The organism is Parablastomonas sp. CN1-191 (assembly GCF_049354825.1).
Taxonomy (GTDB): domain Bacteria; phylum Pseudomonadota; class Alphaproteobacteria; order Sphingomonadales; family Sphingomonadaceae; genus Novosphingobium.
Map to the genome: position 1 here is coordinate 1,751,884 of NZ_CP186480.1, position 22,467 is coordinate 1,774,350.

Below are 22,467 nucleotides of genomic sequence, written 5' to 3' on the forward strand. Positions count from 1 at the left end.
TCAGGCGTGACCCTTGAGCTCGTCGCCGCTGAGGGTGACGATGTGCAGCAGGTTGGTCGAACCCGGGGTGCCGAAGGGAACGCCGGCCAGCGCGATCAGCTTCGATCCGGCGATACCGAAACCGCTGCGCAGGGCCATTCGCTTGCCCTTTGCGATCATCTCTTCGAAGCTGCCGATGTCCTTCGTGTGGATCGCGTGCGCACCCCACAGCAGCGCGCAACGCCGGGCGATCTTCTGCGCCGGGGTCAGCACCAGCATCGGCACGCGCGGACGTTCGCGGGCGACGCGGCGCGCGGTGCTGCCAGACCCGGTGAACACGATCACGCCGGCGACCGTCACGGTTTCGGCAATGGCGGCGCTGGCCTGGGCCAGCGCGTCGGCCGTGGTCGCGTCCGGGCGGACGTCGGCCAGGTGGATGCGGCGATCGTAGGCAGGGTCGGATTCAACCTGGGTGGCGATGCGGTCCATGATCGTCACCGCCTCGACCGGCCAAGCGCCGGCCGCGGTCTCGGCGCTGAGCATGACCGCGTCGGCGCCGTCGTAAACCGCGTTGGCGACGTCGGAAACCTCGGCGCGGGTCGGCGCCGGGCTCTCGATCATCGATTCCAGCATCTGGGTCGCCACCACCACCGGCTTGCCCGAGCGGCGTGTTTCTTCGACGATGCGCTTCTGCAGCGGCGGCACTTCCTCGGGGTTCATCTCGACGCCGAGGTCGCCCCGCGCCACCATGATGCCGTCCGCCATCTCGATGATGCGGTCGAGTACCGGGATTGCAGCGGGCTTCTCGATCTTGGCCATCAAGGCGCCGTAGCCGCCCATCAGGCGGCGCGCCTCGGCCACGTCTTCGGGGCGCTGGACAAATGATAGCGCGATCCAGTCCGCGCCCTGGTCGATCGCAAAGGCCAGGTCGCGGCGGTCCTTGTCGGTCATCGCCGGAACCGGGATCACCGCGTCGGGCACGTTGACGCCCTTGCGATCGGAAATGGCACCGCCGCATTCCGCCGAGCACAGGATGGCGTTTTCCTCGGCGCGGATCACGCGCAGGCGCAGTTTGCCGTCGTCTATCAGCAGGCGCTGTCCCTTGGAGAGGATGCCGAACAACTCCGGATGCGGCAGGCACACGCGCTCGTCGTTGCCGGGCGCGGGATCGCGGTCGAGCGTGAAGTGCGCGCCGTGACGGATGAATGCCTTGCCGCCCTGGAACTGACCGACGCGCAGCTTCGGTCCCTGCAGGTCGCACAGGATCGCCACCGGGCGGCCGAAGTCCTTTTCGGCAGCACGGATGTTGGCGATCGTCTCGGCATGGGTGGCGTGATCGCCATGGCTCATGTTGACGCGAAAGGCATCGGCCCCCGCCCCCAGCAGTCGCGCTATCATCTCGGGCGAGCGGCTGGCCGGCCCCAAGGTGGCGAGGATCTTGATCTTGCGGGCGCGCGGCTGGTGCTTGCGCTGACTGTTGTGGGCCAATGGACTTTCCTGACTGCTCGGCGCGCCCTATGGCCCAGTCGTACCTAAAAAGCCAAGGGCGAGGCCGATGAGCTGCAGCGAAAACACCGACGACGGGGCGCCCGATCCGCTCGACGCCATCAGCGACGCGCAAGCGGCGGCAGCCTTCCGCCGCCTCGTGCGCCACCTGCGCCACCGCCACGACGCCCAGAACATCGACCTGATGGGACTGGCGGGTTTCTGCCGCAATTGCCTGGCAGACTGGGTGATCGACGCGGGCGCACCGTTGGACAAGTCCGCCGCGCGCGAAGTCATCCACGGCATGCCGGCGGCGGAGTGGAAGGCCAATTTCCAGAGCCAAGCCACGCCCGAGCAGATCGCGCTCATGGATGAAAGCATCAAGCGCAACGCACCCGCCTGAGCCAACCCTCAAGGCAGGCTACCGGATTTCCACAGGGCCCGCTTTGCCCGAATCGCTCGCGGCTGGCTAAGGCGCGCGGCAACCCGCTTTCCTTCCTTCGGAGTACCTTCATGGCCGAGACCACCGACGACCGCCTGCGCCTGCTGATCGAACGCGTCGAGCGGCTGGAGGAAGAGAAGAAGGGCATCGCCGACGATATCCGCGACGTCTATGCCGAAGCGAAAGCCGTGGGCTACGATGCCAAGATCATGCGCCAGATCGTCCGCCTGCGGAAGATGAAGCCCGACGACCGGGCCGAAATGGAAGCCATCCTCGACGTCTACAAGGCGGCGCTCGGCCTCGGTTGAGGCGACCCGATCAATCCCGGCCAAGCAGCAGGTAGGCCGGATCGAACTCCGCGATCCGCTCGAGCGCGGGGCGATCCAGCACCCGGATCGAGCGGCGCTCGGTCGCGATCACGCCGGCGTCGCGCAGGGCACGGAACGTCCGATAGACGTGCACCGGTGTGACCCCCAGGACTTCCGACAACTGGTCCTGGGTGAGGCGCAGTTCGAAGTCATCGGCACGGCCAAGTCCGGCCGCCTCCATACGCGGGCCCAGTTCGCACAACAGGTGCGCCATGCGGCCGCGGGCGTCGTGCCGGCTGAGCACGCTGATCCATTTGGAATAGACCGATGCGTCGGCGACGGTATCGCGCCAGAACGCCGCCCCGATAGCCGGGTAGCGGGTGGCAAGCTCGCGCAGCTGGCCATGCGGGACTTCGCAGATCGTGCAGTCCGTCAGCGCGGTGATCGCCCAGGCGGCGCGCGGCACCGGCACCGAATGGAGGTCCGCCATGTCGCCCGGAACGTGGACCGCAGTGGTCTGCCGGCGTCCGTCGGCGAACTGCTCGGCCCGACCGACGACGCCGGCGATAACCAGGCAGGCGTAGTCCACGCGCTCTCCCGGGCGCACCAGGTCCCACCGCGCGCGCCGCTCGCTCACCGGCGGATCGAGCGCGGCGAGCGCGGCCCGTTCCTCCTGCGATAGCGGGGAGCGGAGACCCAAGCGGTCGATGAAGGCATCAAGCTTTGCGGGCACGTGGGGGCAAACGCGCGAGCGACCCGGTTGATGCGCCTTGCGACCCATAAACCTACAAATGTAGGCAATTTGAGCCGGGAACGTCGGATGGGAACGGAGCATTATGAGCCCGAAACCGGGAGACTACCGATGGCCGAATTTAGCGACGCGATTGCCCTGCTCAAGGCCGACCACCGCGAGGTCGAGGACTTGTTCGAGAAGTTCGAGAGGGCCGGCAGCGGTGCCAAGCAGGCCATTGCCGAGAAGATCTGCAACGCCCTCAAGATCCATGCCCGGATCGAGGAGGAGATCTTCTACCCGGCCTTCCGCGGCAAGATCGAGGACGACACGCTGGATGAAGCCTATGTCGAGCATGACGGCGCCAAAGTCCTCATCAACGACATCATGGCTGGCAACGCCGACGACGATTTCTACGACGCGAAGGTCACCGTGCTGTCCGAAGACATCAAGCACCACGTCCACGAGGAGGAGATGCCGTCCGAGGGGATGTTCGCGCAGTGCCGCGAGACCGACGTCGATCTTGTCGCGCTGCGCGACGCGATGCTGGCGCGCAAGGCGGAATTGCAGGCCCAGGCCGATGCCGGGGGCTTGCCGCCCGCGCAGCTGGCTGTCGTGAGCCTTTGAGGTGTCGGCGGCGGGCCGGGCCGCATTCAGGTCCGCCGTCGGCATAGCCGTGTGGGTACGCGCGCGGCCATGACGGGCACGATCATCTTGGATCGCGGCGCTACCGCCCTCGTCATCGACGACAACCTGCTGACGGCTTGGGCGCTAGAGGATAGCCTGCGCGATATCGGCTTCGGCGAAGTGATCGTGGCAGCGACCGCGGCCGCCGCCGCGCAAGTCACGGCGGTGCGGGCGCCGACCATCATCGTCTGCGATCTCGACCTTGGGCCGCTGAGCGAAGGTGGGCTGGCGGCGCTGGTCGCGCTCGATCCCGCCGGCACTATCCCGACGCTCGTCTACAGCGCGCATTCGGGCCCCGACATCGACCGCGCCCTCGCCGCCGTCCGCCCGCATGCCCTGCGCCTTGGCAAGCCGGCCAGCGACGCGGCGTTGACCGCGGCGATCATGCAGCTCGTCGCGCTCAAGTCTTCCGCCCCGCCTGCTCGCCCAGCCGCCGCGGAACCTGCGGCGCGCCCCGCGGTTGGTGGTCGAGACAGCCGAGGACCCCATGACCGACAACGCAGCGACAATCATCAGCCCGATCCATGAAGACGGACTGCCAGGCCACGAACACGGCCTCCAGCCCCAGCCGGAGTGGCAGCCGCGCTTCGCGGGCGCGGGCCGCCTGAAGGGCAAGGTCGCGATCGTGACCGGCGCGGACAGCGGCATTGGCCGCGCCGTTGCGGTCCTGTTCGCGCGCGAGGGCGCCAAAGTGGCCATCGCCTACTTGTGCGAGCACGACGACGCCCGCGTTACCGCCGAGGCGATCGAGCAGGAGGGCAGCGAGGCGCTGCTCTTTCCTGGCGACCTGGGCGACCCCGAAACCGGCAAGGTGCTGGTCGCCAAGGTGATCGAGCGATGGGGCCGGCTCGACGTGCTAATCAACAACGCCGGCGAGCAGCACCCCGACAAGGACATTCGCGACATCACCGCCGAGCAGCTGCAGCGCACCTTCCAGACCAATATCTTTTCCATGTTCTACCTGGTCCAGGCGGCGCGTCCGCACCTCAAGAGCGGCGCCGCGATCGTCAATTGCACCAGCGTGACGATGTACCAGGGCGAGCCAGAACTGCTCGACTACTCCAGCACGAAGGGCGCGATCACGGCTTTCACCCGCTCGTTGTCGGAAAACCTGGTCAAGGACGGAATCCGCGTCAACGCCGTCGCCCCCGGGCCGATCTGGACTCCGCTCAACCCTTCGGGCGGAGCCAGTCCGGAAAAGCTCGCGACGTTTGGCGAAAAGACCCCGATGGGACGCCCCGGCCAGCCCAACGAAGTGGCGCCGGCCTTTCTGTTCCTGGCTTGCGAGGATGGTAGCTACATGTCGGGACAGGTCTTGCATCCCAACGGCGGCACCATCGTCAATGGCTAGCCAGGAAAGTTGAGTTCCAGCAGCGTGCCGTTCGGTTCTGTCACAAACAGCTGCGTCAGCGTCTTGTCCGGCCGTTCAAGCACACGGTAGCTGATGCCCAGAGCGTCGATCCGGACACGCATCCCGGCAAGGTCGCTGCACGTGAAGGCGGCGTGATCCAGGCCGCCGACACCGCGCGGAACCGCGTGATCGGGCGCGGCGGGATCGATCGTGATGTGGACCACCGCGGCGCCGGCGGCGGTATAGACCCATTGGAACCGCGCCGGGTCGAGGCGCGGCGGATCGCGAACCTCAAGCCCAAGGACGTCGCGAAAGAATGCCGCGGTCGCCGCGATGTCGCGGGTGCGGATGTTGACGTGATCGATCCGGTCCAAAGGCATGGACGTCACCCGAGTCCGGTCAGGATAAGGCCGATGAAGATCGAATTGTGCAGCATGTGCATCAGCATCGAGGTCCACAGCCCGCGCGTGACGCGCAAGTAGCCCAGGAACAGCGCCAGCACGAACTGCGGCATGACCAGCGGCAGCATCGCCGGGCCGGCGGCGCCGAAGTTGCTGAGATGAAGTGCCGCGAAAGTCAGCGCGCTGCCCCAGAAGAACCAGCCGAAATGGCGCTGGAACCAGCCAAAGGTGCGCTGCCGGCGTAAAGCCCAGGCCGCGGCGATGGCCAAAAGTGCTGCCACGCCCATGCCGGCCAGACCGTAGACGCTCATCCGCAGGGCGACCATCCAGGCCGCGCCGGCCAGGAGCACGACGATCGCGGCGATGTGCCCGGGCCGGCCCGACAGCCAGCCGCGAAAGACCGTCTCCTCCACGACCGGCGCGGCGATCACTACCAGCGCCACGATTACCGGCGTCAGCTTCAGGTGATCGAGTGCGTGCTCCGGCAGCTTGAAGCCAAGGTGCGCCGCCAGCGACACCGCCCCGATCAGCAAGCCCATGATGATCAGGTCCAGCCCCAGCAGCGGCGCCAGCGTGCGCAGCCCTCCGGCAAGCCCGGTCGCGGCGCGATCGGGAAGGACCGGGTGGCGCACGAAATGGGCCCAGGCGCGCCACGGGCGTGCCGGCGTGCCTGTCGATCCGGTACTTGTCGATGCAGCGTCCATGCGGCTAATGCGCCCCCTTCCAATCTCGCTTACAGAACCGGACCCATGGCAGGCCATTCCAAATTTAAAAATATCATGCACCGCAAGGGCGCTCAGGATAAGAAGCGTTCGGCGATGTTTTCCAAGTTGTCCCGCGAAATTACCGTCGCGGCCAAGATGGGGATGCCCGATCCGGACATGAACCCGCGCCTGCGCGCAGCGGTCAATGCCGCCAAGGCGCAATCGATGCCCAAGGACAATATCCAGCGCGCGATCGACAAGGCGACCAAGGGCGACGGTGAGAACTACGAGGAAGTGCGCTACGAGGGCTACGGCCCGGGCGGCGTTGCCCTGATCGTCGAGGCGCTGACCGACAACCGCAACCGCACCGCCACCAACGTGCGCACCGCGTTCGCCAAGAACGGCGGCAACCTGGGCGCGTCGGGCGCGGTCAGCCACGGGTTCGAGCGGCTTGGCCTGATCGAGTACGGCGCGAAGGCCGGCGACGAGGACAAGGTCCTGGAAGCCGCGATGGAAGCGGGCGCAGACGATATCGCCAGCGACATGAGCGAGGACGGCGACGGCCACCAGATCTGGGTCGCGGTCGACAGCCTGCACGACGTTGCCCGCGAGCTTGAAAAGACCCTTGGCGCGGCCGACGGTGTCAGGCTGGGCTGGAAGCCCAACCTGTTGACCGAAGTCGACGCGGACAACGCCGCCACGCTGCTGAAGCTCATCGACGTCCTTGACGACGACGACGACGTCCAGGCCGTGTGGGGCAATTACGACATCCCCGACGCGGTCATGGACAAGCTCGCCTGATCCGCATTCTCGGCCTCGACCCGTCGCTGTCCTGCACCGGCTGGGGCGTGATCGAAAAGGACGGCAGCCGCCTGCGCCACGTCGCCAACGGCCAGGTCAAGACCGACGCCAGGGCGCCGCTGGCAGCGCGGCTGGCGCAGCTTGCCGATGCCGTCGCCGCGGTAGCCGCAGCCCACTGCCCCGACCAGGCCGCGGTCGAGGAGGTCTTCGTCAACGACAACGCGCAGTCCACGCTCAAGCTGGCGCAGGCGCGCGGCGCGTGCCTGGCGGCGCTGGGCCAGGCCGGGCTGGCGGTCAGCGAATACGCGCCGCGGTTGGTCAAGAAATCGCTGGTCGGCACGGGCGCGGCCGACAAGGCGCAAGTCCAGGCCATGCTGCGTGTCCTGCTGCCCGGCGCCACCATCGCCGGTGCGGACGCGGCCGATGCACTGGCGGTGGCGATAACGCACTGCGCATTCGCGCGCTGACACCTCCCCGGCAACCACTGGTTCATCGGCGCGTTCTATCCCGATCGGCGAAATCGCCACTTCGAAAGGGTCATTCGATGCGCCTTACCAAGCCCCTTGCCGCCACCGTCATGGCCGCCCTCGCACTCAGCGGGTGTACCGCCAGCCGCTACCAGATCTCCAACGCGCTGACGCGCTATGGCCTCGACTACAACCAGGCGAGCTGCGCTTCGGAATTCCTGCGCGGCAAGCTGTCGACCAGCCAGGTCGATCGCCTGGCCCGGGCCGCGGTCGACTACCGCAGCAACTCGGCGCTGACCTTCGGCGACCTGCTGCGCGTGGCGGTTTCGCTGCGCGATACCAACACCTTCCTGCAGGTCGGCGCCGCCGCGGCGGCCTGCGGCGTGGCTGCCAACATCCCGCTGCCCCGCCTGCGCTAGGGCGCCGGATCGGTTCCTGTCGGAAACGCCGCCTGCGCGATTGCGCAGCGCGGCGTTTCCCGGCAGGAACAAAGCATGATTGCACGTCTCACCGGACAGCTTGTCGATAGCGGCGCCGACTGGGCGGTGATCGACGTGGGCGGCGTGGGCTATCTCGTCCATGCCAGCGCCAGGACGCTGGCCGCGCTGGGAGAGACCGGCGCAACCGCCACGATCCATACCGAGATGCTCGTTTCCGAAAACGACATGCGCCTCGTCGGCTTCGCGAGCGCGGGCGAGCGCGAGTGGTTTCGGCTGCTCAACGGCGTGCAGGGCGTCGGCAGCAAGATGGCGCTGGCGGTGCTCTCCGCGCTCACGGTCGAGGACCTGCAGCGCGCCTGCGCCGGCGGCGACGCGGCCAGCGTGGCGCGCGCGCAGGGCGTGGGCCCGAAACTCGCCAGCCGCATCGTCAACGAACTGAAGGACAAGGCAGGCTTTGCCCCCATCGCGGGCGGTGCCAGCGTGCCGAGCGGCGGCGCCGGGGCGGACGCGGTGTCGGCGCTGCAGAACCTCGGCTTCAAGCCGCAAGTCGCCGCCAGCGCGGTCGCGGCGGCGCTGGAGGAACTGGGCGCCGGGGCGAGCCTGGACGATCTGGTTCGCGTTGGCCTCAGGAGGGCGGCGGGGTGAACGACGACGCGCTCCTGTCCGGCGAGCGTCAGCCGGAGGATTTCGATGCTGCGCTGCGGCCGCGCGCGCTGGAGGAGTTCGTCGGGCAGGCGGCGGCCAAGGACAACCTGCGGGTCTTCATCGAAAGCGCCAAGTCGCGCGGCGAGGCGATGGATCACGTGCTGTTCTTCGGCCCGCCGGGGCTGGGCAAGACGACGCTGGCGCAGATCGTCGCGCGCGAACTGGGCGTGGGCTTTCGCGCCACCAGCGGCCCGGTGATTGCCAAGGCGGGCGACCTCGCGGCACTGCTGACGAACCTCGAGGACGGCGACGTCCTGTTCATCGACGAGATTCACCGCCTCAGTCCGGTGGTCGAGGAAGTGCTGTACCCGGCGATGGAGGACCGCGCATTGGACCTCATCATTGGCGAAGGGCCCGCGGCGCGCAGCGTGCGGATCGACCTCAAGCCGTTCACGCTGGTCGGCGCGACGACGCGGCAGGGCCTGCTGACCACGCCGCTGCGCGACCGCTTCGGCATCCCGGTGCGGCTCAACTTCTACACCGTGCCCGAACTCGAACGCGTGGTGATGCGCGGTGCCGGGCTGCTGGGCGTGGCCATCGATCCCGAAGGTGCGCGCGAGATCGCGCGGCGCGCGCGCGGCACCCCGCGCGTGGCCGGCCGGCTGCTGCGCCGCGTACGCGATTTCGCCCACGTGGCGGGCGACGGCGTGGTGACGCGCGAGGTGGCCGACGCGGCGCTGACCCGGCTCGAGGTCGACGCGCTGGGCCTCGACGCGATGGACCGGCGCTATCTCCACATGATCGCGGATATCTACAAGGGCGGCCCGGTAGGGGTCGAGACGCTGGCGGCCGGGCTGGCCGAGCCGCGCGACACGATCGAGGACGTGGTCGAGCCGTTCCTGATCCAGCTCGGCCTGATTGCCCGCACGGCGCGCGGCCGCTGCCTGAACGATCGCGGCTGGCAGCACCTGGGCCTTGCCCCGCCCAGCGGCAGCCAGACCGGGCTGCCGTTCGGGGACGGCGCGTAGTCCCGCCGATTTGCCACCCGGGCGCGGGCGTGCAAGGTCGCGCACATGACCGCCGCCAGCCACACCGATGACGGGCCGCCGGCCGGCCTGCGCCGGTTGTTCAGGGTTCTTGGACCCGGCCTGATCACCGGCGCGGCCGACGACGACCCCAGCGGCATCGGCACGCACAGCCAGGTCGGCGCGGAATTCGGTTACGGCCTGGCGTGGACGTTCGTGCTCAGTTACCCGCTGATGGTGTCGATCCAGCAGATCGCCGCCGAGATCGGGCGCGTTACCGGGGCCGGCATCGCCCGCAATTTGCGCCGGCACTATCCCCGCCCGCTGCTGTGGCTGATGGTGTCGCTGCTGCTGGTCGCCAACGTGGTGAACCTGGGCGCCGACCTGGCCGCGATGGGGGCGGCGCTGACGCTGATGATCGGCGGCAAGACGGCGATCTACACGCTGCTGTTCGGGATCGTCTGCATCGTGCTGGAGATCGGGCTGAGCTATCAGCGCTATGCCGCGATCCTGAAATGGACGACGCTGTCGCTGTTCACCTATGTCGCCGTGGTCGCCGTGGCAAACGTGCCGTGGCTGCACGCGCTGCGATCGCTGGTGGTGCCCGAACTGCAGTTCAACGCGGCCTACGCCACCGCCTTCGTCGCGATCCTGGGCACCACGATCAGCCCCTACCTGTTCTTCTGGCAGGCCGGACAGGAAATCGAGGAGCAGCACCGCCACCATGCCAAGCCGCTGTGCCTGACCGCACGCGAGGCCGGGCCCGAGCTGAGACGCATCCGGCTCGACACGCTGATCGGAATGGCGTTCAGCACGATCATCTCCCTGGCGATCGTGTTTGCAACGGCCGCGACGCTTCACGCCAGCGGCGTGCGCGACATCACGACATCGTCGCAAGCGGCCGAGGCGCTGCGCCCGATCGCCGGTCCCTTCGCCTTTGCGATGTTCGCCGCGGGGATCATCGGCACCGGGCTGCTGGCGGTGCCGGTCCTGGCCGGGTCGGCAGCCTATGCCGTCACCGAGATGGCCGGGATCGCCGGCAGCCTCGATGCCAAGCCGCTGTCGGCGCGGCTGTTTTACGGGACGATCGCGGTTACGACGCTGGCCGGCGCGTCGCTCAGCAGCATCGGCATCGATCCGGCGCGGGCGCTGTACTGGGCGGCGGTGGTCAACGGCATCCTTGCCGGTCCGCTGATGGTGGTGATGATGCTGATCGTCGGCAACCGCCGCGCCATGGGGCGGGTCACCATCTCGCGCTGGCAACGGACCGCCGGCTGGTCGGCCACCGCGGTGATGATCGCGGCTTCGGCGCTGTTCCTGGGCTTCACCGTTATCGGCGCGTGATCAGCCGGTCAGGCGGAACAGCGCCTCGACCGGCTGGCCCAGCGCGGCCGCGATCTTGAGCGCGACCACGGTCGAGGGGACGAAGATGCCGTTCTCGACCGTGTTGATCGTCTTGCGGCTGACGCCGACCAGTTCGGCCAGCTGCCCCTGCGTAAGCCCGGCCTTTTCGCGCAATTCGCGCAGCGAGTTTTCCAGTTCGCTCACGAATGCGCGCGGCGTTCCAGCATGCCGAAGCGCACCAGCGCGGCGACGATTCCGGCACTGACCACCAGGTGCAGGACCTCGTGCGTGCTGAAGCGGGTCACCGGTTCGAACACGTAGAGCAGCATCCCGGCCACGATCGTGGCAACGAACCCGAACGACAGCGCGGCGGCGCGGTGCGCGCGGGTGACCTCGTCGTTGAGCAGGTCGCGAACCTCGCGCGAGCGGAACCAGGCGCCGCCTGTGACCAGCGCGGCCAGGAGCACCCCCGTCATCAGCACCCAGGCGCCGATGCGGACGTGATCGACCGCGCGCTCACCCGGCGGATTGCTGAAGAAGGCGGCCTGCTGCGTGAGGAAGAATATCCCCAGCACCGGCAGCATCCGGGCGCGGCGGCGGCTGAGCCGATCGGCGGTTTCGATATCGGACATGACGAATTCCCCTGTAACCTATGCGTTACAAGTAACCTATGGGTTACAAGCCTGTCAAGGTTACAGGGGCGTCAGGCGCAGGCGGTTACCCGGTGGCAAGCTTGCGCAGGACGTAGTGGAGGATGCCGCCATTGCGGAAGTATTCCAGCTCGTTGGCGGTATCGATGCGGCACAGCGCCGTGAAGCTGGTTTTGCTGCCGTCCGGACGGGTTACCTCGACGGTCACGTCCTGGCGCGGCTGCAGGTCGGCGACCCCGGTGATGGTGTAGGTATCGTCGCCGCTCAGCTGCAGCGACTTGCGGTCCTGCCCGTCCTTGAACTGCAGCGGCAGCACGCCCATGCCAACCAGGTTGGAGCGGTGGATACGCTCGAAGCTTTCGACGATCACCGCGCGCACGCCCAGCAGGTTGGTGCCCTTGGCGGCCCAGTCACGGCTGGAACCGGTGCCGTATTCCTTGCCGCCGATGACCACCAGCGGCACGCCTTGCGCCTTCCACGCCATCGCTGCGTCGTAGATCGGCATGACGTCGGTGCCGACGCGGCTCATCCCGCCCTCGGTGCCGGGCACCATTTCGTTCTTGATGCGGATATTGGCGAAGGTGCCGCGCATCATCACCTCGTGATGGCCGCGGCGGGCGCCGTAGGAATTGAAGTCGGCGCGCGCGACCTGGTGCTCCTGCAGCCACTTGCCGGCCGGGCTGTCGGCCTTGATCGAGCCGGCCGGGCTGATGTGATCGGTCGTGATCGAATCGCCCAGGATCGCCAGCGGGCGCGCCTCGACGATGTCCTCGATCGCCGCCGGCTCCATCGTCATGCCCTCGAAATACGGGGGGTTGGCGATGTAGGTGCTGCCGGCGCGCCACTGGTACGTCTCGCTGCCGGTCACGTCGATCGCCTGCCAGTGTGCGTCGCCCTTGTAGACGTCGGCATAGCGGGCGCGGAACATCGAGCGGTCGACGCAGCTTGCCATCGTCGCGGCCACTTCCTCGTTCGTGGGCCAGATGTCCTTGAGGTAGACGTCAACGCCGTCAGTGCCGGTGCCGATCGGGGTGTTGACGAAATCGTCGATCACCGTGCCCTTGAGCGCGTAAGCCACGACCAGCGGCGGGCTGGCGAGGAAGTTGGCGCGCACGTCGGGGCTGACGCGGCCTTCGAAGTTGCGGTTGCCGCTGATCACCGCCGCGGCGACCAGGCCGTTGTCGTTGATCGCCTTCGAGATCGGCTCGGCCAGCGGGCCGGAATTGCCGATGCAGGTGGTGCAGCCGTAGCCGACCAGGTTGAACCCGATCGCGTCGAGGTGCTGCTGAAGGCCGGCCTTGACGAAATAGTCGGTCACCACCTGCGAGCCGGGCGCCAGGCTGGTCTTGACCCAGGGCTTGGGCTTGAGGCCCTTTTCGTTGGCCTTCTTGGCCACCAGCCCGGCAGCGACCATCACGCCGGGGTTCGAGGTGTTGGTGCAGCTGGTGATCGCAGCGATCACGACGTCGCCGTCGCCCAGGTCGAAGTCCTTGCCATCGACCGGAACCCGGCTCTGCTGCTTCTTGTACACTTCGGCAAGGTCGGTGTTGAAAACGTCGTCGACCTGCGTGAGCGCGACCTTGTCCTGCGGGCGCTTGGGCCCGGCCAGGCTGGGTACGACGCTGCCCATGTCGAGTTCGAGCGTGTCGGTGAAGATCGGCTCGTGGCCGGGCTCGATCCACAGGCCTTGCTCCTTGGCATAGGCCTCGACGAGGGCGATCTGATCGTCCTCGCGCCCGGTCAGGCGCATGTATTCGATCGTCTTGTCGTCGATGCCGAAGAAGCCGCAGGTAGCGCCGTATTCGGGCGCCATGTTGGCCAGCGTCGCGCGGTCGGCCAGGCTCAGCGAGGCGAGGCCGGGGCCGAAATACTCGACGAAGCGGCCGACCACGCCCTTGGCGCGCAGCATCTGGGTGCAGGTCAAGACGAGGTCGGTGGCGGTGACGCCCTCGGCCAGCGCGCCGGTCAGCTTGAAACCGACGACCTCTGGAATCAGCATCGAGACCGGCTGGCCCAGCATCGCCGCCTCGGCCTCGATCCCGCCAACGCCCCATCCCAGTACGCCCAGGCCGTTGATCATCGTGGTATGGCTGTCGGTGCCGACGCAGGTATCCGGATAGGCGACCGTCACGCCCGACGGATCCTCGCTCGTCCACACCGCCTGGGCGATATTCTCGAGATTGACCTGGTGGCAGATGCCGGTGCCCGGCGGCACGGCGTAGAAATTGTTGAGCGACTTGGAGCCCCACTTGAGGAAATCGTAACGCTCGAAATTGCGCTGGTACTCGATCTCGACGTTTTCTTCGAAGGCCTTGGGGTGGCCGAATTCATCCACCATCACCGAGTGATCGATCACCAGGTTGACCGGCACCAGCGGGTTGATCCTGCTGGTGTCGCCGCCCAGCTTCGCGATCGCATCGCGCATCGCGGCAAGGTCGACCACGCAGGGCACGCCGGTAAAGTCCTGCAGCAGCACGCGCGCGGGACGATACTGGATCTCCGCCTGCGGCCCGCCGGGGTTCTTCTGCCAGTCGACGATCGCCTGGATATCGGCGGTGGAGACGGTGAAGCCGCCGTCCTCGAAGCGGAGCAGGTTCTCCAGCAGGACCTTCATCGAATAAGGCAGGCGGGACACGTCGCCGTAACGGGCCGCAGCCTTCTTCAGCGAGTAATAGGCAAAATCCTTGCCCCCGACCGACAGCGTGCTGCGCGTGCCGAGAGTGTCCTGTCCGACCTGGCTCATCCGGTATGTCTCCCTGCTTGGGCGGTCCTGCGCGTGCTGCGGTGCAACGCGGCGAAGTCGCGCGCCCGATGCGCGCTCGGGCGCGCGAGGTCAAGTAAGCGGGCGCGCGTGCGCTCGCGGCATCTTGGCCGACGCAACAAATGCGCTTAAGGGCGAAACGATATTGCAGGAGCATCGAGTCATGCGTGTTGGTACCGTTCGCGAGATCAAGAACCACGAGTACCGGGTCGGACTGACCCCGGAATCGGCGCGCGAGCTGGTTCTCCACGGCCACGAAGTCTGGGTCGAGACCGGTGCCGGCATGGGCATCGGTGCCAGCGACGAGGATTACAAGGCCGCCGGCGCGACGATCCAGCCCGACGCGAAGACCATCTTCGACGGCGCCGAGATGATCGTTAAGGTCAAGGAACCGCAAGCGGTCGAGCGGGCGATGTTGCGCAAGGGCCAGATCCTCTACACGTACCTGCACCTGGCCCCCGATCCGGAACAGACGAAGGAACTGATCGCCTCGGGCGTGACCGCGATCGCTTACGAGACGGTCACCGGGCCGGGCCAGAACGGGCAGGTCAGCCTGCCGCTGCTCAAACCGATGAGCCAGGTCGCTGGCCGGATGTCGATCCAGGCCGGCGCGACCGCGCTGGAAAAGGCGCACGGCGGGCGCGGCGTGCTGCTGGGCGGCGTGCCGGGCGTGCTGCCGGGCAAGGTCGTGGTCATCGGCGGCGGCGTGGTCGGCTTCAACGCCGCACAGATGGCGGTCGGCCTGGGCGCCGACGTCACCATCCTCGATCGCGATCCCGACGTGCTGGAACGGCTCGGCATCCATTTCGAAAGCCGCGCCAAGACACGGTTTTCCAACCAGGCCAACATCCAGCAGGAAATCTGCGACGCGGACCTGGTCATCGGGGCGGTCCTGGTGCCCGGCGCAGCGGCGCCCAAGCTGGTCACCCGCGACATGCTGAAGTGCATGAAGCCGGGCGCGGTGCTGGTCGACGTTGCCATCGACCAGGGCGGATGCTTCGAAACCAGCCACGCCACCACGCACCAGGACCCGACCTACGTGGTCGACGGGGTGGTCCACTACTGCGTTGCCAACATGCCCGGCGCTGTGGCGCGCACCAGCACGTACGCGCTCAACAACGTCACGCTGCCGCACGCCCTGCGCATCGCCGACCGCGGCTGGAAGGCGGCGCTGGCGGCCGATCCGCACCTTGCCGAGGGCCTCAATGTCCACGAAGGGCAGGTCACGTACCAGGCCGTGGCCGAGGAACTGGGCTATGCGCATCGCCCGGTGGCCGATGTGCTGCGCGGCTGACGCGGAGCGCGGAATTTCGCCTGTAGGGGGCGAAGCCCACCGGTTAACGGCCATTTAAAGGTTTGCGGCTACGCCGGTCCGATGGATCGGGGGATCGCATGGATCTGGGCGGCGCTGGTCGCCGTGATGGCGCTGTGGTCGCTGCCTGCGATTGCCGCGGACAGCCCCGTGCGCTGCTTTGCCGCGGCGGAACCGGGCGGCGCCACCCCGCATTGGCGCTGCGACCCGGCCGCGGCCACGATCGGTCCGGACCGGGTCATGGTTTCCATCCTGGTCCCCGCCGGCAACCCCCAGCCCCACGAACTGGTGACCCGCACGACCCGGTTCGCCGCGGCGACGATCACCGTCATCGGCCGCGACGGCAGCCGCGCGTCGCGCCGCGTGACCGAGGCCGACATGGAACCGGCACCGGGATCGTGGCTGATGCGCACAGCGCTGCCCCGTCTTGCGGCGCCCATCGCCCGCGTCGAGATGGAAGTGGACCAGCCGCGCCACGTCAACATGCTGGCACGCGCGCAGCTGGCCGCATCGACCGATGCCACGCCCGGCGACACCGAATTCGAACTGGCGATGGCGGCGATGTGCGGCCTGCTGTGCGCGCCGCTGCTGTTCAACCTGGCGTTCTACCGGGTCCTGCGCGAACGGTTCCTGCTGTGGCACACCCTGGCGGTGATCTTCATGCTGTCGCAGACGCTGCTGACGTCGGGCTTGATCAACCGCATCGCCACTGTCTCGGTCTACTGGCTCAACACCGCGTCCGTGCTGACTTTCGCAGGCGGCATTGCCGCCGCGGCGCTGTTCTCACGCGATTTCGTCGAGCCCGGACGGATGTCGCCGCTTGAGCGCCGCCTGCTGTTCCTGTGCGTGCCCTGGGCGGTCATTTGCAGCAGTTTTTACATCGTGGCCGGCGATTCCATGCGCGCGCTGGTCGTCCCGCTGTACTACGCCTCGTTCCTCCCCGTGCCGATCATTTTCGGGTGGACGATGATCGCGGCGCTGCTGCGCGGCAGCCGCGCGGTGCGGTACCAGTTGATCGCCTGGACGCCCCTGATCCTGGTGGCCCTGGGACGCGTCTTCAGCGTCCTGGGCGCCAGCCCAACCCCGCTCGATCTCCGTCTCGAGCAGCATGCTTCGATCATCATCGAAATCGTGATCACCGCGCTCGGCGTGGTCGACCGGTTCATGATCCTGCGCTTCCAGCGCGACCATGCGGTGTTCGAATCGCGCAAGCTAGGCGAAGTTGCAGACCGCGATCCCTTGACCGGCCTGCTCAACCGCCGCGCGCTGCAAGCCCGTTTCGCCACGCTGTATGCCGACGGCTTCCGCTCCATGGCGGTGATCGACCTCGACCGCTTCAAGGAGATCAACGACCGCTTCGGACATAGCGTGGGCGACACGGTGCTGAGCGCCACCGCGCAGGCCCTGGCGAACGACAGCGATACGCACGCGTTCCGCATCGGCGGCGAGGAATTCCTGCTGCTGCTGCGCGGCCCCGACGCGGCGGCGCGGGCCGAGCACCGCCGCAACGCCATCCCGCTGCGGATCGCTGCCGAAGTACATGGCCTGGACCGCGTGGTAACGGCATCGATGGGGCTGGTCGAGCAGGCCGGCGGGCGCCTGAATGGCGACTTCGCCGCGCTGTATGCCCACTGCGACCGCCTGCTTTACGAAGCCAAGCGCGCCGGCCGCAACCGCGGCGTAACCGAACGCATCCAGAGCTTCGTCGACCGGCGGACCGGCGACCGGCGCGCCGCCGCCTAGAAGCCGAACGGGGCGGCAACGTCCCTCGGCACGCGGATCAGCCGGCCGCTTTCCTTGTCGAGGATCGCCCAGGTCGTGCGCGCCGAGACGATGACCTTGCCGGCCGCGTCGCGGAAATCGACGCGGCGGTCGAAGCGCGCGCCGCTGGGCGGATCGGGGATGAACGTCTCGGCCGTGACGGTTTCCCCCACCTTGATATTGCCGCGATAGTCGACCTCGTGCCGGGTCACCACCCAGACATAGGCGTCCTGGTGCTGCTGCGGTGCCACCGCCATCCAGTGCGCCACCGCGATGTCCTGCACCCAGCCGATCCAGACCGCGTTGTTGACGTGGCCAAGCTCGTCGATGTGCTGGTCCGCCGCGGTGAAGGTCATCCTGAAGGCCACCGCGCGTCTCCTATCCGGCCAGGCCGAGCTGCCAGAGGATGAAGGCGAACTCCTCGGCGGTTTCCTGCAGGCTTTCGAACCGCCCGGACTTGCCGCCATGGCCCGCGCCCATGTTGGTCTTGAGCAGCAGCTCGTTGTCGTCGGTCTTCATCTCGCGCAGGCGGGCGACCCACTTGGCCGGCTCCCAGTACGTGACGCGCGGGTCGTTGAGCCCGGCGGTGACGAGCAGCGGCGGATAGCCCTGCGCGGTCACGTTGTCGTACGGGCTGTAGCCGCGGATCGTGGCGAAGGCCGCGGCGTCCAGAATCGGGTTGCCCCATTCCGGCCATTCGCCCGGCGTCAGCGGCAAGGAGGGATCGAGCATCGTCGCCAGCACGTCGACGAAGGGCACGTGCGCCACGACCGCGCCCCACAACGCGGGATCGGAATTGATCACTGCCCCCATCAGCTCGCCCCCGGCGCTGCCGCCGGAGATCGAGATGCGCCCCGCCTGGGTCAGCCCGCGGTCGATCAGCCCGTGCGCGGCGTCGACGAAATCGGTGAAGGTGTTTGTGCGCTGCGCCAGCTTGCCGCCCTTGTACCAGGCGCGTCCCAGGTCGTCGCCGCCGCGGATATGGGCGATGGCATAAGCGAAACCGCGGTCGACCAGGCTCAGCCGCGTGGTCGAAAAGCCCGGCGGGATGGCGATGCCGTAAGCGCCGTAGCCATAGAGGTGGAGCGGCCCCGGGCTCTTGCGGTCCTTGCGGTAGAGCACCGAGACGGGGATCGCGGTGCCGTCGCGCGCGGCGATCTCCACTCGCTCGGTGGCATAGAGCGAGGCGTCATAGCCCGAGGGAATCTCCTGGACCTTGAGCACCTCGAGGCGGCGTTCGGCGACATGGTAATCATAGACCGTCGCCGGGCTGACCATCGATTCGTAGGACAGCCGCAGGACCTGCGTGGCGAATTCGGGATTGTCGCCCAGCCCGGCGTCGTAGCTGGCCTCGGGGAACGCGATCGCCTCGACCCGCTCGGGGTCGCCGTAATAGCGCACCTCGATCCGGTCGAGCCCGCGCACGCGGCTTTCGGCGACCCAGAAGTCGCGGAACAGCTCGAAGCCGGTCAGGTAGCTGTCGTCGGTGCCCTCGATCAGCGTGGTCCAGTTTCCCGGCGAGGCCAGCGGCGCGGTGGCGATACGGAAGTTCTCGTGGCTGTCGTTGGCGTGGACGAACAGCGTCTCGCCCGCCACGTCGACATCGTATTCCACGCCTGCGACCCGCGCCTTGACCAGCACCGGCGGGCTGAGCGGATCGGCGGCGGGGACCAGGCGGACCTCGCTGGTCTCGTGGTCGGAACTGCCGATGACGATCCACTGCTCGTCGGCGGAGATGCCGGCGCCGACGCGAAAGCCCTCGTCATCCTCGTGGTAGAGCTCGACGTCGTCGCTCACGGGCTGGCCCAGCCAGTGCAGGCGGGCGTTGTCGGTGCGCCAGTTGGCGTTGGCGAGGCTGTAGACCACGCCCTTGTCGCCTGCGACCCAGGTCAGCGCCGAGAGCGTACCCGGGATCTCGTCGGGCAGGTGTTCGCCCGTGGCGAGGTCCTTGATCCGCGCCGTGAAGCGTTCCGAGCCGTTGTCGTCGACGGCGTAGGCGAGCAGCTTGCCGTCGGTGGAGACCGAGAACGCGCCGAGGCGGAAGTAGTCCTTGCCCTCGGCAAGCGCCGTCTCGTCGAGGATCAGCTGGTCCGCGCCGCCGGCAACCGGCCGCCGCCACCAGGTCTTGTATTCGGCGCCCTCGGCGAATTCGATCCAGTAGAGGTAATCACCGTCCTTTTGCGGGACCGACCTGTCGGCTTCCTTGATGCGGCCGCGCATCTCCTTGAACAGCGTGTCGACCAGGCCCTTTTGCGGCGCCATGCGCGCTTCGAACCAGGTGTTCTCGGCGGCCAGGTGCCCCAGGATCACCGGGTCGGCGACCTCGGGATAGCCGGGATCGCGCAGCCAGGCGTAATCGTCGGTCACGGTCTGGCCGTGGTACGACACGGTCGAGGGACGTTTGAGCGCGATCGGAGGTGTGGCAAGTGTCATCCCCCGCGCCTATGTTGCCGGTGAAAGGACTGCAAGCGATGCTGATGCACACTCATGAGGCCCGCCTGGCCGCGCTGCGCGAGGAACTGAAGCGGCGGGGGCTGGACGGCTTCGTCGTTCCCATCTCGGACGAGCACATGAGCGAGTACGTCGGCGGCTATGCGCAGCGCCTCGCCTGGCTGTCGGGCTTCGGCGGTTCGGCCGGCACGGTCGCGGTCCTGACCGAGCCACGGGATGGGCCCGGCGCGGCGATCTTCGTCGACGGGCGCTATACGATCCAGGTGCGCGAGCAGGTTTCGGACAAGCTGTTCGAATACCAGTCGGTGCCGCAGACCAGCGTTGCCGCCTGGCTGGCCGACAAGGCGCCTGCGGGCGCGCGGATCGGCTACGACCCGTGGCTGCACGGCAGCGGCTGGGCCAAGGCCGCCGCAAAGGCGCTGGCGGACACCGGCGGCGAACTGGTCGCGGTGGAGAGCAATCCGATCGACGCGATCTGGGCGGACCGCCCCGAACCGTCGCTGGCCCCGGCGACGATCCACGCCGCCGAGCACGCCGGCGCCTCCAGCCAGCAGAAGCGCGCCGACGTTGCCGAGTGGCTGGCCGCGCGAGGGCTCGACGCCGCGGTCGTCTCGGCGCTCGACGGGGTCGCCTGGCTGCTCAACATCCGCGGCGCCGATGTCGATCGCACGCCGGTGACGCTGTCGTTCGTGATCATCCATGCCGACGGCACTGCCGCGCTCTACATCGATCCCGCCAAGGTCACGCCCGAGCTGACCGCGCACCTTGGCAATGCCGTGCGCGTCGAACCGCGCGACCGCTTCGTGTCCGACCTTTTGAAGCTGGCGGGCATGCGCGTGGCCGTCGATCCCGAGCGTTCGGTCGCGGCGATCTTTGCCGCCCTGAAGGACGCCGGCGCGATCCTGGTGCCGACGACCGACCCCACCGTGCTGGCGAAAGCGATCAAGAACCCGGTCGAGCAGGCCGGCCACCGCGCCGCGCAGGCGCGCGACGGGGCTGCCGTGTCGCAGTTCCTGCGCTGGCTGGGCGAAGCCGCGCCGAAGGGCGATCAGACCGAGCTCAGCGCCGCCGCCGCGTTGATGGAGCGGCGCCAGGCGACCGGCCGCTTGCGCGACCTGTCGTTCGACACGATCTCGGGCGCCGGGCCCAACGCGGCGATCCCGCATTACCGCGTCGACGCGGAATCGAACCGCACGATCGAACCCAACAGCGTCTACCTGGTCGATTCGGGCGGGCAGTACGCCGACGGCACCACCGACATCACCCGCACCGTGTGGATCGGCCCGGAGGCGCCGCGGGCCGAGGTCAAGGACCGCTTCACCCGCGTGCTCAAGGGCCACATCGCGCTGGCCACAGCGGTCTTTCCGCAAGGCACCAACGGCAGCCAGCTCGACAGCTTTGCGCGCCAGTTCCTGTGGCAGGCGGGACTGGATTATGCGCACGGCACTGGCCACGGCGTGGGCAGCTTCCTGGCTGTCCACGAAGGCCCGCAGCGCATCGCCAAGGCGTCGGCCGGGCAGGCCGGCACCGGACAGGAGCTGATGGCCGGGATGATCCTTTCCAACGAGCCGGGCTATTACAAAAGCGGCGACTACGGCATCCGGATCGAGAACCTGGTGCTGGTCGAGGAGCGTGCGATCCCGGGCGCGGAAGGGCCGTTCCTGGGCTTCGAGACGCTGACCTACGTGCCGATCGACCGCAGCCTGGTCGACCTGGCGCTGATGACCGCAGACGAGATCGCGTGGTGGAATGCCTATCACGCGCGCTGCCATGACATCCTCGGGTCGCAGTTGACGGGCGCCGATCGCGCCTGGCTCGACGCTGCCTGCGCACCGCTGGCGGGAGGCGCGGCATGATCGGCTATGTCACCCTGGGCACGAATGACCTTGCCCGCGGCGCCCGGTTCTACGACGCGATCGCGGCCGAGATGGGAACCGGGCGGATGATGGAGGAAGGCAACTTCATCGCCTGGGGCACGCCGGGCGGCGGCGCGGGGATCGGCCTGACGGTTCCCTACGATGGCAAGCCCGCGTGCGTGGGCAACGGCACGATGGTGGCGATCGAGGCCCGCGACGAGGCGCAGGTCCGCAGGATCCATGAAATCGCACTGGCCAACGGCGGCACTGACGAAGGCGCCCCGGGCGCCCGCGGAGACGGGTTCTACGCCGCCTATTTCCGCGATCCCGACGGCAACAAGCTCAACGCCTTCGTGATGGGCTGAGCCGTGCCTTCGCTGTTCACCCATCCGGTCCACCTCGGGCTTGGCGCCAGCGCCGCGGCACAGCCCGAATTCACCGGCATGGCGTGGTACGAGGACTATGCCCGGCGCCACGCCGGTGACGGCGCCGAAGGGCGCCTGGTGGCGCTCTATACCTTTACCGAGCCGTGGGATGCGTGGGAGATGCACCCGGCGGGTGACGAAGTGGTGGCGTGTCTGGCCGGTACGATCACGCTGCTGCAGGAGCATGGCGACGGCACCCGCGACGAAGTCGTGCTGAACGCCGGCGACTACGCGATCAATCCGCCCGGAACCTGGCACACGGCCGATGTCGCGGGGGCGGCAACGGTGCTGTTCATTACCGCCGGGCTGGGCACCGAACACCGGCCCCGCGTCCAGCCATCCGCGGCGTGACTTGCACGGCGATGAATGCGCCGGCCGCGGCGCGACAATTGGCGACAAAAACGGCCGCCCCCGGCATACCTGCGCGACAACACCCGCCTAG

At 68.1% G+C, this 22,467-nt stretch carries 25 protein-coding genes; 16 read left to right on the forward strand and 9 right to left on the reverse strand.

Features of this window, described 5'->3' with window-relative positions:
* Positions 1 to 1,467: a pyruvate kinase gene (pyk, locus tag ACOYW6_RS08670; protein ID WP_423140931.1), complete on the reverse strand. Its 1,467-nt coding sequence runs from the start codon at positions 1,465 to 1,467 to the stop codon at positions 1 to 3.
* 67 nt (positions 1,468 to 1,534) lie between these two features.
* Here pyk and ACOYW6_RS08675 point away from each other — a divergent pair, with 67 nt between their 5' ends.
* Both ACOYW6_RS08675 and ACOYW6_RS08680 read left to right on the forward strand, forming a co-directional pair.
* Positions 1,535 to 1,867: a DUF1244 domain-containing protein gene (locus ACOYW6_RS08675; protein ID WP_423140932.1), complete on the forward strand. Its 333-nt coding sequence runs from the start codon at positions 1,535 to 1,537 to the stop codon at positions 1,865 to 1,867.
* A gap of 110 nt (positions 1,868 to 1,977) precedes the next feature.
* Entirely contained in the window at positions 1,978 to 2,214 is a 237-nt protein-coding gene (locus tag ACOYW6_RS08680) for a DUF2312 domain-containing protein (RefSeq protein ID WP_315608765.1), read from the forward strand.
* Positions 2,215 to 2,224: 10 nt separating this feature from the next.
* Here ACOYW6_RS08680 and ACOYW6_RS08685 read toward each other — a convergent pair whose 3' ends face one another.
* Positions 2,225 to 2,947, reverse strand: a complete 723-nt coding sequence (locus tag ACOYW6_RS08685) for a Crp/Fnr family transcriptional regulator (RefSeq protein WP_423140933.1) — start codon at positions 2,945 to 2,947, stop codon at positions 2,225 to 2,227.
* Positions 2,948 to 3,076: 129 nt separating this feature from the next.
* On the opposite strand from ACOYW6_RS08685, the gene ACOYW6_RS08690 reads away from it, so the two are divergent.
* The 3 genes from ACOYW6_RS08690 (at position 3,077) to ACOYW6_RS08700 (ending at position 4,982) form a co-directional block, all read left to right on the forward strand.
* Positions 3,077 to 3,571 carry a hemerythrin domain-containing protein gene (locus ACOYW6_RS08690; protein ID WP_423140934.1) on the forward strand — a complete coding sequence of 165 codons (495 nt, stop codon included), beginning with the start codon at positions 3,077 to 3,079 and terminating at the stop codon, positions 3,569 to 3,571.
* A 69-nt stretch (positions 3,572 to 3,640) separates the two neighbouring features.
* Positions 3,641 to 4,159, forward strand: coding sequence for a hypothetical protein (locus tag ACOYW6_RS08695; RefSeq protein ID WP_423140935.1), 519 nt, complete (start codon positions 3,641 to 3,643; stop codon positions 4,157 to 4,159).
* Positions 4,119 to 4,982 (forward strand): SDR family oxidoreductase, encoded by an 864-nt coding sequence (locus ACOYW6_RS08700; protein WP_423140936.1) that lies wholly within the window; start codon positions 4,119 to 4,121, stop codon positions 4,980 to 4,982. The genes ACOYW6_RS08695 and ACOYW6_RS08700 overlap by 41 nt, the downstream gene beginning before the upstream one ends.
* On the opposite strand, the gene ACOYW6_RS08705 is transcribed toward ACOYW6_RS08700, so the two are convergent.
* Positions 4,979 to 5,362, reverse strand: coding sequence for a VOC family protein (locus tag ACOYW6_RS08705; RefSeq protein ID WP_423140937.1), 384 nt, complete (start codon positions 5,360 to 5,362; stop codon positions 4,979 to 4,981). The two genes, ACOYW6_RS08700 and ACOYW6_RS08705, sit on opposite strands and share 4 nt — an antisense overlap.
* 5 nt (positions 5,363 to 5,367) lie before the next feature.
* Entirely contained in the window at positions 5,368 to 6,087 is a 720-nt protein-coding gene (locus ACOYW6_RS08710; RefSeq protein ID WP_423140938.1) for a type II CAAX prenyl endopeptidase Rce1 family protein, read from the reverse strand.
* A 45-nt stretch (positions 6,088 to 6,132) separates the two neighbouring features.
* Here ACOYW6_RS08710 and ACOYW6_RS08715 point away from each other — a divergent pair, with 45 nt between their 5' ends.
* The 6 genes from ACOYW6_RS08715 to ACOYW6_RS08740 all read left to right on the forward strand — a co-directional run bounded on the left by ACOYW6_RS08715 (position 6,133) and on the right by ACOYW6_RS08740 (position 10,809).
* Entirely contained in the window at positions 6,133 to 6,888 is a 756-nt protein-coding gene (locus ACOYW6_RS08715) for a YebC/PmpR family DNA-binding transcriptional regulator (RefSeq protein ID WP_423140939.1), read from the forward strand.
* On the forward strand, positions 6,888 to 7,355 hold the full coding sequence (gene ruvC, locus ACOYW6_RS08720) for a crossover junction endodeoxyribonuclease RuvC (protein WP_423143096.1): 468 nt from the start codon (positions 6,888 to 6,890) through the stop codon (positions 7,353 to 7,355). Before ACOYW6_RS08715 ends, ruvC begins: the two co-directional genes overlap by 1 nt.
* A 77-nt stretch (positions 7,356 to 7,432) precedes the next feature.
* Positions 7,433 to 7,774, forward strand: coding sequence for a hypothetical protein (locus tag ACOYW6_RS08725; protein ID WP_423140940.1), 342 nt, complete (start codon positions 7,433 to 7,435; stop codon positions 7,772 to 7,774).
* A gap of 75 nt (positions 7,775 to 7,849) precedes the next feature.
* A complete protein-coding gene (gene ruvA, locus ACOYW6_RS08730) occupies positions 7,850 to 8,440 on the forward strand; it encodes a Holliday junction branch migration protein RuvA (protein WP_423140941.1) in 591 nt (196 codons plus the stop codon).
* Positions 8,437 to 9,468: a Holliday junction branch migration DNA helicase RuvB gene (gene ruvB / locus ACOYW6_RS08735; protein WP_423140942.1), complete on the forward strand. Its 1,032-nt coding sequence runs from the start codon at positions 8,437 to 8,439 to the stop codon at positions 9,466 to 9,468. The genes ruvA and ruvB overlap by 4 nt, the downstream gene beginning before the upstream one ends.
* 45 nt (positions 9,469 to 9,513) lie before the next feature.
* Positions 9,514 to 10,809: an NRAMP family divalent metal transporter gene (locus ACOYW6_RS08740; RefSeq protein WP_423140943.1), complete on the forward strand. Its 1,296-nt coding sequence runs from the start codon at positions 9,514 to 9,516 to the stop codon at positions 10,807 to 10,809.
* Here the strand turns inward: ACOYW6_RS08740 and ACOYW6_RS08745 are convergent, their stop codons facing one another.
* The 3 genes from ACOYW6_RS08745 to acnA form a co-directional block, all read right to left on the reverse strand.
* Positions 10,810 to 11,013: a helix-turn-helix transcriptional regulator gene (locus ACOYW6_RS08745; protein WP_423140944.1), complete on the reverse strand. Its 204-nt coding sequence runs from the start codon at positions 11,011 to 11,013 to the stop codon at positions 10,810 to 10,812. It abuts the gene before it with no gap.
* Positions 11,010 to 11,441: a hypothetical protein gene (locus tag ACOYW6_RS08750; RefSeq protein WP_423140945.1), complete on the reverse strand. Its 432-nt coding sequence runs from the start codon at positions 11,439 to 11,441 to the stop codon at positions 11,010 to 11,012. Before ACOYW6_RS08750 ends, ACOYW6_RS08745 begins: the two co-directional genes overlap by 4 nt.
* 85 nt (positions 11,442 to 11,526) lie before the next feature.
* On the reverse strand, positions 11,527 to 14,202 hold the full coding sequence (gene acnA / locus ACOYW6_RS08755; RefSeq protein ID WP_423140946.1) for an aconitate hydratase AcnA: 2,676 nt from the start codon (positions 14,200 to 14,202) through the stop codon (positions 11,527 to 11,529).
* Positions 14,203 to 14,383: 181 nt separating this feature from the next.
* On the opposite strand from acnA, the gene ald reads away from it, so the two are divergent.
* On the forward strand, positions 14,384 to 15,514 hold the full coding sequence (ald, locus tag ACOYW6_RS08760) for an alanine dehydrogenase (protein WP_423140947.1): 1,131 nt from the start codon (positions 14,384 to 14,386) through the stop codon (positions 15,512 to 15,514).
* Between the two features lie 81 nt (positions 15,515 to 15,595).
* A complete protein-coding gene (locus ACOYW6_RS08765) occupies positions 15,596 to 17,275 on the forward strand; it encodes a diguanylate cyclase domain-containing protein (RefSeq protein WP_423140948.1) in 1,680 nt (559 codons plus the stop codon).
* Here ACOYW6_RS08765 and ACOYW6_RS08770 read toward each other — a convergent pair.
* Positions 17,272 to 17,649 (reverse strand): acyl-CoA thioesterase, encoded by a 378-nt coding sequence (locus ACOYW6_RS08770; RefSeq protein ID WP_423143097.1) that lies wholly within the window; start codon positions 17,647 to 17,649, stop codon positions 17,272 to 17,274. The two genes, ACOYW6_RS08765 and ACOYW6_RS08770, sit on opposite strands and share 4 nt — an antisense overlap.
* Before the next feature lie 22 nt (positions 17,650 to 17,671).
* On the reverse strand, positions 17,672 to 19,726 hold the full coding sequence (locus ACOYW6_RS08775) for a S9 family peptidase (protein ID WP_423140949.1): 2,055 nt from the start codon (positions 19,724 to 19,726) through the stop codon (positions 17,672 to 17,674).
* 38 nt (positions 19,727 to 19,764) lie between these two features.
* Between ACOYW6_RS08775 and ACOYW6_RS08780 the strand changes: the two genes are divergently transcribed.
* From ACOYW6_RS08780 to ACOYW6_RS08790, 3 genes are read left to right on the forward strand one after another with little or no spacing between them, the layout of a single operon-like run.
* The gene (locus ACOYW6_RS08780; protein WP_423140950.1) at positions 19,765 to 21,600 is read left to right on the forward strand and encodes an aminopeptidase P family protein; all 1,836 of its coding nucleotides are present in this window, start codon (positions 19,765 to 19,767) and stop codon (positions 21,598 to 21,600) included.
* On the forward strand, positions 21,597 to 21,965 hold the full coding sequence (locus ACOYW6_RS08785; RefSeq protein ID WP_423140951.1) for a VOC family protein: 369 nt from the start codon (positions 21,597 to 21,599) through the stop codon (positions 21,963 to 21,965). The genes ACOYW6_RS08780 and ACOYW6_RS08785 overlap by 4 nt, the downstream gene beginning before the upstream one ends.
* A 3-nt stretch (positions 21,966 to 21,968) precedes the next feature.
* A complete protein-coding gene (locus ACOYW6_RS08790; RefSeq protein WP_423140952.1) occupies positions 21,969 to 22,376 on the forward strand; it encodes a cupin domain-containing protein in 408 nt (135 codons plus the stop codon).
* Positions 22,377 to 22,467: the final 91 nt, after the last annotated feature.